This window comes from Flavobacterium sp. UBA6195 (assembly GCF_002422095.1).
Classification (GTDB): Bacteria; Bacteroidota; Bacteroidia; order Flavobacteriales; family Flavobacteriaceae; genus Flavobacterium.
In genome coordinates this window covers 1-13,836 of record NZ_DITB01000081.1, presented here as the reverse complement: position 1 = coordinate 13,836, position 13,836 = coordinate 1, and the positions used below count along the sequence as shown (strand labels likewise).

Sequence of the window (13,836 nt, the reverse complement as noted above, 5' to 3'; positions counted from 1 at the left end):
TTACAGTTGGTTGTAATGCTCAGTATTTTTTGCAATAATCTTTCCTTCTACATCTAAAAGAACACCACCCGAAGGAATACTATTTAGTGTTGGTTCTTTATCTTGTTCAAAATAGTAGGCTTTGTTTGCATTAATGACTAAAGCCACTTTTACTTTTCTATTTTGTTTTTCACTTTCTTTTTGTTGTACCAAAGCGACATGTTCAACTATGATTTGTTCTATTTCCTCTGCTGACATTTCTACTTCTGCATTTATAACAATCGAAATACCTGGTAATGCATTTGAAACTGGATTGATGTGAACCGGAATTTGTGTAAAACATGGTGAATTTTCCTGTTTGATAATCACATAAGGAAATCTACCATAATGCGTACTAAAATTTTGACTTGTGAATTGGTGTTCGGCTGTCTCTTGCCATTCGAAATATGAGCAACGGAAATTGGCTAAATACTCACTTGTTTTGGTATTTAGTTCCGAATTCCATAGCAAAATGTATTTTGCTTGTGTTTGGATGATAAAACTACCTGAAGCCTCTCCGATACTGAAAGCTTTTCCTGTGAATTCCAACTTTTCATTGAAATACCAAATTTCGTATGGCTTACAATTGGTCCAATCTAAAAGTGTGGTAAGTTGGTCGTGTTGTATTTCTAAAAATACAGGATGTGTTTTATCAAACGCAATATCGCTAAGACTTACGTTTGTTTTTTGGATGATGACGTGTTGCGCACCAAAGATTTTATATTCTTTGTGTGTATTGTTATGAACTGGATTGTGATGTAAGCTAATAAAGTGGATACTAGTTGTTTTCATTTTGATGCGATTTTAAGATAACGGTTTGATTTACTAACTGAATTGGATTTTGTAATGACACGGATTTTACTGTGCCGTTTTGATGGAATTCAACGCATGAATTGAGGTTCCATTTCCGTTCCAACATTTCCGAAATACAGGATTTCAGGAAATAAGTTCTAGCTGTTGTCCAGCCTTTTTTTTGGGTTTCCTGATTGAATGCTTCGATGAGTTTTTCATCATGAAGGGAATGGAAATGTGTTTTCCATTGGCTTTGTACTACTGCATAATTTAGCATAACATAACAAATTAAAAATTAAACAAAAGTTGTTATGTCGCATCAAAACGGTAAAAGAATTGTGGTTTCTCAACACATTTGAACGACTGTTCCGCATACTAGGCCACCGTGTCGTGAGTTGATCGGTTGGCTAGCCCGAAGGCTATCTGGATGCTGGGTACATAATTAAAGAAAATTTTTGAGATATGCAAATTTAATTAAGTACGTGAGTTAACACTCCGAAAGCTGGAGGATACATGGGTACTTTAGCTTCATCGTTAGTTGTAATGTAAATTTCTAATCTTTCGGCTAGGATTTTACATCCCTCATTGAAAATTTTAATATTTTCCTCTGTTGGTTCAAAAACTTTTACATAGTCACCAATGTATTTACCATCGACATGCCATGTTAGTAGATACTTGTAATATCCTTGTTCCTTTATTAACTGAGCAAAACAAGTTGCTTCATCATTGGCAATCATACGTTCTTTTAAAAGTTTAAAACTTACGTAATCGTTGACATCGTAAAGAAATGATTTTATTAGATTGAAGTTTGACATAATGAATAGTAATTAATTATTTTTATTTGATAATCAAAGCAACCTAATTATATCGAGGTTGCATTGAATGTCAATTTTATAATATTTAATACACGTTTATAGATTAAACTGGTAGTGCATACCCACACCAATTGCTATTGTTTTGAATTTGTAGTATTCAAAATCTACTTTGTTGTAGCCAACTTCTAGATTAAATTTAAGGTTATTAAAATACTCTTTCATGTGCCATTCTATTCCTCCACCAAAACCGAAACCAAAATTAGTTTCTTTATCTATATCAACATTATACGTACTGCCTAAATCGTAAACATAATAACCTGCTTGACTATATAAATAAGGACGATAAGATAAACCCCAATTAGACTCATTATTATCAAAATTATATAAATAACGTCCAAAATAAGAACTTACTGGTCCAAAAATACCGACAACTGCTTGTGCTGAATGTGTTTCTGTAATATTTGCTTTTGCGCTCAAACCACCTATAGGGAATGAGGTTTGGATACCAACTTGATAATTAGGAAACGTTTCTTGAGCAAAAGAAGATGTTAAATTTCCCACCACTAAAGTAAAGACCATTAAAATAAAAGCATTGTTTTTCATATGTAAATAATTATTAGTTACTATAATCCATATGAAATTGCGTTTATAGCAGTTGTTTGTTTGCAACACTAAATTATTGAAAAGCAATTTCATAAAAATTTGATTTAAAAATTATAAGTCAAATTTCCTGAAAATTTTAAAGCCCTTTCAATTGTTGCAACGTTGCAAACTTTAAACTAATTGATTTTCAATGTACTTTTTTTCTAAAACTATTTCTCTAGGTTCATTTTTTCCACCCGATATGTAATAGAAAGGAGCTATTCTCTTGACAAAAGATTTATTAATAGCCGATTTAATTCTTGAAAAATGGACGTAAACTCCTTCAGCATTTCCTTTGATCAACTCTGTGATTGAATTTTCCAGGCTATCTACATCATTTCTATAAGATATCTTTTTGTAGATTTCAATTAATTCCTTTTTATAGTCTTCTAAATTGGTAATTGCCACTGGTTCTTGCTGAAGTAAGTAAAAAATGTAAATTGTTTTAGTCAAATGACTTAATTTTAAAATTACATCTTTATATTCTGGAAATAAAATATTACCATCACTAGAGATGATTAATTTTGTTATTTGGTTGATTTTTTGCTGTTCTAAATTTTCTTCTAGGGTTTCAAAAATATAATTACTCAACAGATGTAGAACACCATGCCCTTTCATGTCTTGTATTAAGTCGTCCATCTTACGGATGAACTCTTCTTTTTTTAGTTCCTCTTCTTCTTTTTCAACAGGGACATATTTTATACTAAAACTAATATTTGGTCTTTCTACAACGCTAACCTCATCAGCCATGTTCAATAAAAAATCTAAAACTGATTCCTCATCAGGTTTTGGTATGGCCGCAAAGTTTCCAATATGATTCAATGTACCGTTTTTGATTTCTGGAAGAATGCCAAAACTTGTTTTAAAATACTCGTAAAAACGATTATAATCAAAATCTTCTATTGTTTTCTTAATTATTCCTTTTTCCCTTTCATCCCAGTAAGCATTGGAATTGGATGCTTGTAGTACTTTTAATTTAAATTGTTCCAGAAAATCTGGTAAATAACAAAAAGTTCTATTCTTTACACCAAAAGCTTTTTCTAATTGCTCACGGTTTTCATTTATAATTTTATCCGTTGTTTCATTTCTCTTATTTTCAAAATATAAAACAAAGTATGAACGATTACTGTCTAAAAAACTAAAGCTTCCAAATGGGAATGCTATGTTGTCTTTGCTAATTGTTTGAAATTCCATTATAAAAATAATAATTGATTTGTATTCTTTTTTTCACCATAAACTATGGCCAATTGGTTGAATTTCTTTCCTAATTCCTTTGCCGTTTCTTTGTTGCAATTGATTAGGAAAAAAGATTCTTCTGACCAATTTCCATCAGCAGAAACCCCAAGCCCTAGATTGTATTGCAATCCGTTATTTTTTAATTCATTTTCAAGTTCTTCATTGCGTTTTCTGTTTTCTTCTAAACTTAAAACCAACGGTAATGGATTCCAAGCTGTAATGAATGCCCATGTTTCAATTCCTGGAAAAAACGTTTGCAAATCATCTGAAGTTTCATCAATTTTCAAAACAATTGATGTATCCTTTGTTTGTTTTACAATAAAATTTGTTTCTGCAAACGCTTTGTAGGTTTCTTCTTTTGTCATGATATATTAATAAATGAATGGAATATATTTTATAGTATAGTTTATCAAATAAACTACTTACAACTTATAATATAAATTATTCCCCTAAAACTGATTTTTGCAATAACATCTGACTATTTCCATAAAATGGAACATCAGTTTTACCTAAAATAGAGGTTGGTAATGTTCCTATTTCTGATAAGTTATCCATTGGTACTATTACTGTTTTTGCTCCGTTTTCGGAAAGTAATGTTACTTTATCTGCGAAGTTTAAAGCTCTTTCTATTGCTCCACCAATGGAAACATTTCCTAAAACGGCTAAACCAGCTTTAAGGTTCTTCTTATAAATTGCTGAAATTATTGCCACATATACAGCACTACCAATACCACCGTGAATATTAGCTCCCATAATATTACTTACTTGAATGTTTAAGTCATAGTTTGCTAATGAATGTTGTTCGTTTAGAATTGTTTTTTCGTTGGCTCTGATATAGTTAAAGGTGTTCTTTATGTTTTCTTTTACTTCGGTTGAATTGGTTCCAGTAATATTTAATTTTCCTGAGCCTTTTAATGCAACTACTTCAATTTTTATTAAGGAATTGTTTTCACCATCACTTGTTGCTGTGTAACATACACCAGGAGCTAAAGGGTTTGCCTCAATTAAAGATGAACCTTTTTCTTCTGGAAGTCCAACAAAATGTTCTTCTTGTGTTTCTTTATCAATATATGAAAAGTTAGTATCCCAAAATTCCATACCACCAATTCGTTTTAATTGCTCTTTTACTCTGCGACGCATTTCCATTGCAATTACTAGGTATTCTCTGATGTCTTCTTTTGTATATTCGCCGTCAGGATGTAATAGTTTTATAAAACCTGATATGATTCTCCTTACAGATTTACTATCACGTTGTTTTAAGTGTGAGCCCAAAGAGAAATATTTATCTAACGCATCGTAATAGGTTTTTTTTCTTTGCGATTTTAATACTTCTGAAAAGAAATCTGTACTGTAACCAAAATGCTTTGTAAAGTTTTGAGGACTAAATTTAGTAATTTCCCATCCTGGTAAAAATAAATTGATACGGTCTAAAAATGCGGTATCGTGGTTTACTTCATCTGATAATGGACTGAACAAGTGCGATGTTTGTAAGACCGTTTCTACTGGTTGATTAATGTTACCGTTTAAGATTATTGAAGCTGAACCAGAAATTTCACCTCCCTTTGCTCTTGAAAAAGAACCACTTTCCATATAATCTTTCATTAATGGAATTGCATCTCTATCTTTGAAAAGCTTGTCTGTACTTTCATCAAAGCAAATGGCATCCCATAAACCTACTGCACCTACACGACCGGAAGTATTGTTTACAAATAATTGTGCAACAGAACCTTGTCCACCTGAAATTAGAATTGCATAAGGTGTAATTTCTTTATAGATATATGATTTACCAGAAGAACGTGGACCCAATTCTACCATATTGAAATTGGCTTCTACTAATGGAATTAAACGGCAAAGTAATAGGTTTAGCTTTCTTTCATCTAATCCTTCGCTATAGGGTTCATATCCAGCACTACGTAGTAATAATTTTTTCCATTCCTCTGTTGTGAATTCTTTTCTTTTATCGGAAATTTTACTGTTGTCAAACGATGATAGTTGAATTGGTCTAATCTCTTTTACCACAAATGGGAAAACAGTTGAACCTACTGTTATCATTGGGTCGTATTCCATATCTATAATTGCCCAAATACCTCCTAAAAGCAACTTTTCATGACTTGTTACTAACTCATCACTGATGTTTGCTTTTCTAATATTACTATTGCTAATATTTGCCCAATATTTATCTTTTTGAGGATCTAATTCAACGGATATTTTATCGATAATTTTATAACTCCCTTTTTCTTTTAATTTTGATTGAATTAATGTACTTTCTTCGGGATTGATGTAATGGTCACGTAAAATTGTTTTTACATTTTCCATTCCCTCTTTTAGTTTTTCTTCATCTTCTGTGCTACAGGTATTTGCCAATAAATATTCCAATACAAAAGCCGGAACGTTAGCCCCACCTTTGATGATACCTACTAAATCTTTTTTTACTACATAACCACGAAAATGGTCTAATGCTTTTTTATCTAAATCGTCAAGGACTATCATAATTGTTCTATTTTAAAGTAAACCTCCTAAATCTCTTGCTTTATTTTGTTTAACTACAACTTTATCTAATTGTTCTTTAGTAATTGCATCTACAATTTTGACTTCTAATACTGAATTTGTACCGAAGCGAAACTCTTTTTTTAATTCTGATTCTTTGCTTATTGTAATGATATCACTTTCATTTACTTTACTGTTTTTTGCAAAAAATAATAGCAATACTTTTCTTTCTGTTGAAAATAAACTTGCTTCCGTAGTAGTTGCTTTTAATGCTATTGAGAACAAATCACCTGTTACATCATTTAGTTCATTTTTGTTGCTAACTACCACTTGTAATTGTTCACTTGTATTATTTTCATTAGACCATTTTAAAAAAGGTATAATGGTTTCTTGTGGTGCTATACCCCCATGACTATATCCGTAAACACCAGGTGTTTTGAATGGCCCTAGTCTTTTAGCGAAATAGCAATACTTAAAGTTTGCATATTGGATTTCTTTTTCAACAAGTAGGTTAGTATCTATGTTTTGTTTTTCTTCTGTTCTAATAAAGCGCTCACTTTTGTTTACGTTACCTTTAAAATCAACTTCTATTTTATCTGAATTTTCTAATACACCTGTTAAAACAAAACCATGGTCTGTGACTAAGTATACGTTTTTATACCCATTTCTAAGCAGTTGTTCAATTTTTGTTGCAAATAGCGCCGCTACTTGGTCAAAATATTTTAATGCTTTTTGTTGATAGGTTTCTCCGAGTTTATCAGGGTCTTTGTAACTACAAATTAAATAGTGTTGTTTATCTGTGGTTTCGTTTACCATTTCTAAATCTATAAAACCTATTGATTTATCTGTATTTTGGTTTAAAATGTATGCTTCACGGTCTTGTTTTTTTGCTACTACTACACCAGTGTCTACATACAACTGACTCATGTTGTGTTCCGTTTCTGATGGAAGACCCGCAAACATAAATTGTTGCTGGTTGCATAACGTATATTCTTTTGATACTCTTTCGATGATGTCTTTAGCAAACTCAAAAGAAACGCCGTCTCCGACTACAATTGCTGTTCTTAATGCATTATTGTTTATTATTTCTTGAATTTTCCCTGTTTGATTGGATTGATAGTCATCGAAATATTTGAACCACTTATCAAGATATATTACTGCATAATTTTTATAGTAGGATTGAATAGGTTCTATTATATTTTTACGGTCTAAAAACTCCGTATATAACTCCCTAATTGCTTTATCTAATTTGTAAAAATGGTTGGTATAAAATGACACACATTCTTGATGAGAAGCAATTTGGTTGATGTTCTTCTCGTCAAATTCCAGTAAGGTTTTTATGTTTTTCCAAAATGTAATCCCTAAATGAATGGTGGCTTTATTTACAATACGTTGGTTAATTTTAGGTAAGAAATTAATACAATACTCTTTGTTATTTATGTTTTTACCCAGTTCTACTAACCAAAGCTCATCTAACTCTTTGAAAGGATGTGCAGGATGACAATTGAAAATTTCTGTTTTGGGTTCTAGTTTATATTTTTTTAGGTATTGATCAAATGATTCTTGGTATGTTTTACTGTCTAACCAATTGTTATACGCTTCCAAGAGCATTTTGTTTGGATTGTTATTTGCTAATCCATCCAATAAATAAAAAACAACTTCTTGTGCTAAAACGGCTGCTGGTTTCTCTATGTAAGGCTGCCCAATTAATTCATTTACTTTTTTGAAGAATAATTCTTGAACGTTTTTATCGTACTTATTTAAATAGTTTTTAGGGCTATCTAAAAAAGGTACGATTTCTTTTTCCAAATTGAAGATTTCTTTAGCTCCATTGTGGCTTAAGTTCATCCAATAGGTTTGGTCTTTGCCAATACTTACTTTTGCAGCTGCAATTAATTCTTCTTTTTCTAAATGCAGGTTTATATTTAAATGGTTGATTAACTTTTCTTTAATGTATCTGTCGAAATGTTTTATTTCTACCGCTCCATTGGTTTCAACGTATTCTCTAATGAATTTTAGCTGTTCTTTTGGCGTATTGGTATAAATCAAATATTTCTTGTTTTTATCCAAGCTTTTCTCAATTTCATACTTCACTTTAAGTTCATCAATTTCGTTATTCGTACAAAATGTAACATACTCATTTTTTACCCCTTCTTGTAAAAAAGTAGCTTCTTTTGACTCATCTATAAATACAGCTATAGGATGGGTATTGAATATTTTTTCTATTTCTTTTTTAAACCAAGTATCTATCATAAGTTAGTGATTGGTGACTAGTAATTAGTGATTCGTTTTGTTAATAGGAAATTCAAGTTCAAATTGCCAATTGACTTCTTGTAATTGCCCTCTCAGTTTTTCCAAGTTGCGTAATAGGTCTTCAAAAGAAGGTTTGTTTTCTTCGTAAATCATATCTTCCTTCATTTTGGCATAATCCGATTTCCATTCTTCTAATTTTTCATTGATTGGAATTGGATTAACTGTTTTTGGATTGTGAAGGTTATAATCTACTTCGCCCACTCTTGAAAACTTGTATCGGTGCGCTACAATAGTTTCATATAATTCTTTATCATTTATAGCCTTTTCTGCAATCCCCGCATTTGTTAGATGGTATATATCATAGAGATGACGGCTTAGTCTATCTACTCGCATTTTTTCTTCCGGACGATGGAATTCTTCGTGTAGCAGGAAAACCTTCTCTAAAAAAGTTCGTTCCGGATTTACTGTTGGCACTTCAAATAAGGGTTCAACAAAATCTTTATCAGCATATACTTCATCTACTAAAGCCCCGAATTTTTTAACCGAAAAGGGTTCTCTCAATGAGCGGCAACTGACTTCAATTTGTACACGAGGCAATACATATTCTGATGAAGAATTAATTACATTTGGATAATAGATTTCTAATACTCTTGGGTCTTGGTCGCTATCTTTTGCTTCAATAATTTTAAAATCAAGATCTACAAATCCTCTTTTTATAAACGCTGCTTGCAATTCTTTAAAGAATGTTCCTGTGGTATAAAGGCCTGCTGTCTTTCTTAGTTTATCTCTTTGATTCTTTCCTAATTCTCCAGTAAATCCAAAAAAATCTTTATCTATGGCCAAATCGATATCTTCAGAAAATCGATTAATCAAATTCCAAGCTTTACTTAATGAGGTTCCGCCTTTGAACACCAAATGTTTGGCGATTTCCATTTGGAAAATAATTTCTAATGTACGGCTTACCCACCAGTCTTTTTCTACAGCAAAAGGCTTCATTCCTTTTTGGGTTGCAATGGCATTGAAAACAGCTACTTTCTCCGCCTTATCTGTTTTATAAAAAATACTATTTGCCATCTTTTACTGCTTTCATCATTATTTTTTGAACCCATACTGGTGCCAGTGCTATGTCGTGTTTTAGGTCTTTTTCTTCTTCCTTTTTTAGTAGGTCAATTATCTTGTTTTCTTCTTCTGCGGTTACTTTGCCGTTACCGATTTCTTTTAATGCCTGAATGACCAATCGGCTAATTTTGCCTTTTGCCAAAAGATTTTTAGGTGTGGTTTTTTTGAACTTTATCGTTCGTTTACCTACTTTAATTACTCTTGGTGAGCCATCCGTTAGTAATACAATATTCATGGGTACTTGTGTACTCAATCCTAATGCATTTAAAGCATAGCTACCTGTTGGCAACGTTCTTATTCGATCTCGTTTGGCAATAGCTTCAGCGACTTCTTCGGCGGATGGAACCAATTGCCCTATTAATTTACTTATTTTTGGACGAACATAAATACCTTGTGCTACTCGAACAATCACTTGTTTGTTTTCTAAACGATCCAACGCTTTTCGGATGGCAGCCGACGACCCAAAACCAATATAATCGTCTGGCAAAACCAAACTGCCTTTTGGTTTGCTTTTTATTGACTTTTCTATTTGTTTTTCAATGCTTTGCGTCATTATTTTGATTTTAAATTTGTCACAAATATAGTAAAAATTTGTGACAGTTTTTAGATGAGTTCCCTTATTGGAATACCCTAAAAAATAGCGAGCCTCCTTTGGCTTTTTTTATTTTATCAATTACTTTATCCTCAATGCTTTGCATGCTTTTTTATGACTTATTTTGTCGCAATTTTAGTATATTTTTGCGACAATTTTAGTTTTATTCTTATAACAAAAAAAGCAATTATTTGTTACAGAAAACTTTCTTGCCTGTCACAAATTTCGATAAGATTTGTGACGAGATTTTAATTTATTGTTGCAAAATTTACTTTGTAAGCTCTTCTATTTTGATTAACCAACTTTTTATTTCTCCTTTTGAATCTCTATCTCTTATTCTATCGGCAGTCATATAACCAAAAGCTTTTTCTGAAAGATACTTTTTGGCTGTATTTTCTTTCATAACACCATCAAACTTCATTTTAGTAGAATACTTTTCAGCAAATAATTTTGGAACACCTTTCTTATCTTCTTTAGGAAAGTCTGTTACTTCAATCATAACATCAAATGCATCATTTATAGCTTCAGGATGTAAGTAACTTTCCATTTCATATTTTTCAGTTAAAGTACCAAATGAGCCATCATCTCTAGCATTTACTTTATCAATAGAATCTTTGTAACTACTTACGTCATTATCATATAAATGAAATTCTTTACAACCTATGGTTTTTAGGTAATATTCATTTACCCAATGTACAAGCGTACCACCACCCATAAGACAAAAGGCCACACGAGGATCACTAGATAAGTCTATAATGTTAGGATCTTCATTATTTAAAGCTTTGCTTAAATCTTTCAGTGCTTTAACATCAGTTGGCCCTTCTACGCAAATTAGAACTTTTACTCTACTATCAGGTGTTAAACCTAAAGTTTCTGAAACTCTCTCAAATACATCAACACCAGACTCAACAGTTGGCAATCCTAAATCACTTCTTGTAATAAATCTTATACTTGAAGCAGGTAATTCTGAAGCTAAACCTGGACTATGTGTTGTTAAAAAAACCTGGCAACCATCATTTTCTGCAAGTGACTTAAAAGATTCTATTAAGATTTTTTGATTATTTGGATGTTGTGCAGTTTCTGGTTCTTCAAGAGCATAAATAATACTCCTTTTATTACCAGACTTTAAGCGTCTTTCAGCTTCAGCTTTAAAGAAACTTACTAAAATCATTCTTCTAACACCACTTCCTCTTTTATTTAATGAAATGCCATCGTCGGTATCCATATTTATGCTAAATAAACCAGACCATTTCGAAGCTGTTGGCATAACAAATTGTGGTTCTAGTTTACTTGCTAAATTACTATCAATTTCTTTGAGAGCCTCATGTGTGTTTTTTGCAATTTCTTCTGCTTTTTCTTGAACTTTTCTCTGTATTCTTTCTATGTCGTCTTTAACTTCTAATATTGCAGCAGAAATAGCTGCTTTCATAGGGTTTTGAACTTCTTTGTCTTTATCTTGACTATTTCTATCACTTTGAAAAAGTGCATAAATAGGTAAATATGAATCTATTTGTTCCCAAATTCTTTTACTATCCTCTTTTGGTTTACTAATTGGAATCAAGATTTCATTTAGTTGTAAGTCATCAAAAGAGTTCCAAATTGCTGTTCTCATTTCAGGATTACCCTTTAATGAAGCATCTAACCCTTTCTCTTTGATAATATTTTGCAATTCTTTTTCTTTTAGTTCTAATAAATTTTCAGCGCCAGAAATAGTTGGATGCTTTGCTAAAATAAAAATCTCAACAGAAGGTGATGCTTTACTACAATCAAATTGTTTCGTAATAACAAAAGTGTCATTATTACTCAATAAATATTCATTTTTTAAACTTGTTTTTGATGAAGCGTCAAGTATTATTTCTGCTGGCAAATCTGTAAACTCACATGTAATTGTAACATACTTAGTACCACTATATACATTTGCATCATTACTTTCAATTTTAATAAGCTCATTATTGAAAAAAATTTCAAGAGCTTCTAAAATTGTAGACTTACCTATATCATTTCTACCTATTAATGTAGTTATATCATCAAAAGTGATAATAACTTTTTCTTTGTAACATCTAAAATTCTCAATAGAAACAGAAACTAACTTCATAATTTATTTTTTTGTATTACCAATCCGCGTTTAAATATTTCTTTAACTGTCCTGCATTTAAAACCTCGTATGCTAGCATGCCTTTCTTTTGTAATGGGGCAATGTTTTTACCTACACCATCATCTAGGATAGGATTGTAGCCTTCTTGTAGTAGCTCGTCTATTTTGGCTTTGAAGCTTTCAATTTCTTTGAGTTGTTTGTATATTTTATCCTTTTCGTTTTGGGCAGAAGCTGATGTATCATTTAACAAATCCGATTGGCGGTTGACTAAAGCTCGTTCACGGTGTTCGATGTACACAGAACGCACTCGCATTAATTTATCTCTGTCCCATTTGTAGATGATGCTATAGCAATCAAAACCTTGTTCTGGACCAGAAGTAAGGTGCCAAATAAATGGTGTTTTAGGCAAGTACATAAACAAGTTTAAATGATCTGATAAGGCTTTGAAGAAATGTCCATTGAGGTATTCTTTGATGTTACGACCCAGTACGCCATCAAAAGCGGAATACTGTGCCATAGAGAAGCCTTTTTCTAAGAATTTTTCTTCTATACGGTCTAATAATATTTTTTCTCCTGCATTGGGTACTAATGGAATGATGCCGTCTTCGTCTTCTAATAAGATTTCACGAATCATATCCGCTAAAAACTCCATAGCCAAAGTGTTCATTCTTTGTTTTGGAATGATGTTACTTTCTTTGAACCAATACCATACGTTGATGGGATTGACCTGATGGCGAATGCAAAACTCTTCTAAATCATTGTTGCTTTGGTACAAATTAGGAAACTCTGCTACTATTTTGTCTTTTTCTTCTGTAGAAAAGGCTGTTTCTGGTAAATTTTGGATAAAATATCTGATGTTGTCTAAAGGAAACTCTGCCACTTCATTTTCTAAATACGCTTTTTTTGCAGCAGCGGTTACCGGCAACCCCCCAATGCTTTCGCCTTCTTTTGCCAAAACCATTGCTTTATCTGCATCAGTTAACTCATAGACTTCAAAGATCTTTTCGTTAATGATGGCTTCGTTAATTAATATTTGAGATTTGTAATTATTTTCAAGATTAAAAAAATCTCTTATTCTAAACTTTACTTCATTTTCATTTCTAAACCTTGAAATAGGAGAACTTTTAAAGCTATCTTCAAAAATGAAATACTCATTTAGTTTAAATATCAATGAATAATTTGTTTTAGATAAAGTATCTATAATTTTTTCAATATTTTTTTCTGGAATTAAAAAAGGAACTCTTTTCAAATCACCAGGTTGTATATTAACAGTTGGATTAAGGCAATTTATAATATAAAATACGAGTTTGGAATTTAAAAACCCCATAGAATAAAATACATTCTGATAATCTTTCATAAAAAACACAGAAGAGCCGCCAATATCAAAAAGATGATTTTTAGGTAAATAACGTAATGAAATACCTTTTGAGCCAGAGGCTGAATAAGTCAATCCTTCAATAAAATAATATTCTTGTGCATGTAAATCTTGTCCTCGGTCGATTAAATAATTTTGTAATTTTTTACCCTCTTTTTCCCAATCTATTACTAACCATAAATTACCAAACCATTTTTGATAAGGTCCTCCTTTAGAATATTTAACCCACTTTTTATCATAAATAGTTGCTTCTTTGTCTAATATTTCTACTTTATCAATCTCCCACCAAAATCTTAAAAAACGATTATTATTTGATGTTTGAATTGTACGTCTTCAAACTAAATTGGACGTTTTCTAAGAGAGTATTTAGTTAATAATTCAAAGATAAATGATTTTTTGTATTTGTTGATAA

General features: G+C 31.5%; 12 protein-coding genes. All 12 read right to left on the bottom strand.

Annotation, left to right across the window (positions count from 1 at the left end):
- Entirely contained in the window at positions 1–810 is an 810-nt protein-coding gene (locus tag B4I81_RS07225) for a hypothetical protein (RefSeq protein ID WP_291109181.1), read from the bottom strand.
- The gene (locus B4I81_RS07220) at positions 797–1,087 is read right to left on the bottom strand and encodes a hypothetical protein (protein WP_291109179.1); all 291 of its coding nucleotides are present in this window, start codon (positions 1,085–1,087) and stop codon (positions 797–799) included. The genes B4I81_RS07225 and B4I81_RS07220 overlap by 14 nt, the downstream gene beginning before the upstream one ends.
- A gap of 193 nt (positions 1,088–1,280) precedes the next feature.
- Positions 1,281–1,625, bottom strand: coding sequence for a hypothetical protein (locus B4I81_RS07215; protein WP_291109177.1), 345 nt, complete (start codon positions 1,623–1,625; stop codon positions 1,281–1,283).
- A 96-nt stretch (positions 1,626–1,721) separates the two neighbouring features.
- A complete protein-coding gene (locus B4I81_RS07210; RefSeq protein ID WP_291109175.1) occupies positions 1,722–2,228 on the bottom strand; it encodes a hypothetical protein in 507 nt (168 codons plus the stop codon).
- Between the two features lie 171 nt (positions 2,229–2,399).
- Complete coding sequence (locus tag B4I81_RS07205; protein ID WP_291109173.1) at positions 2,400–3,461, bottom strand: hypothetical protein; 1,062 nt, start codon at positions 3,459–3,461, stop codon at positions 2,400–2,402.
- Positions 3,461–3,868 carry a DUF3293 domain-containing protein gene (locus tag B4I81_RS07200; RefSeq protein ID WP_291109172.1) on the bottom strand — a complete coding sequence of 136 codons (408 nt, stop codon included), beginning with the start codon at positions 3,866–3,868 and terminating at the stop codon, positions 3,461–3,463. Before B4I81_RS07200 ends, B4I81_RS07205 begins: the two co-directional genes overlap by 1 nt.
- 76 nt (positions 3,869–3,944) lie before the next feature.
- Positions 3,945–5,993 carry a protease Lon-related BREX system protein BrxL gene (gene brxL / locus B4I81_RS07195; RefSeq protein ID WP_291109170.1) on the bottom strand — a complete coding sequence of 683 codons (2,049 nt, stop codon included), beginning with the start codon at positions 5,991–5,993 and terminating at the stop codon, positions 3,945–3,947.
- A 12-nt stretch (positions 5,994–6,005) separates the two neighbouring features.
- On the bottom strand, positions 6,006–8,243 hold the full coding sequence (locus tag B4I81_RS07190; RefSeq protein WP_291109169.1) for a hypothetical protein: 2,238 nt from the start codon (positions 8,241–8,243) through the stop codon (positions 6,006–6,008).
- A gap of 24 nt (positions 8,244–8,267) precedes the next feature.
- Positions 8,268–9,317, bottom strand: a complete 1,050-nt coding sequence (locus tag B4I81_RS07185; protein ID WP_291109167.1) for a nucleotidyl transferase AbiEii/AbiGii toxin family protein — start codon at positions 9,315–9,317, stop codon at positions 8,268–8,270.
- Entirely contained in the window at positions 9,307–9,915 is a 609-nt protein-coding gene (locus B4I81_RS07180) for a DUF6088 family protein (protein ID WP_014083574.1), read from the bottom strand. Before B4I81_RS07180 ends, B4I81_RS07185 begins: the two co-directional genes overlap by 11 nt.
- A 307-nt stretch (positions 9,916–10,222) precedes the next feature.
- On the bottom strand, positions 10,223–12,049 hold the full coding sequence (locus B4I81_RS07175) for an ATP-binding protein (RefSeq protein WP_291109163.1): 1,827 nt from the start codon (positions 12,047–12,049) through the stop codon (positions 10,223–10,225).
- 16 nt (positions 12,050–12,065) lie between these two features.
- Positions 12,066–13,499 carry a hypothetical protein gene (locus B4I81_RS07170; protein WP_291109161.1) on the bottom strand — a complete coding sequence of 478 codons (1,434 nt, stop codon included), beginning with the start codon at positions 13,497–13,499 and terminating at the stop codon, positions 12,066–12,068.
- Positions 13,500–13,836: the final 337 nt, after the last annotated feature.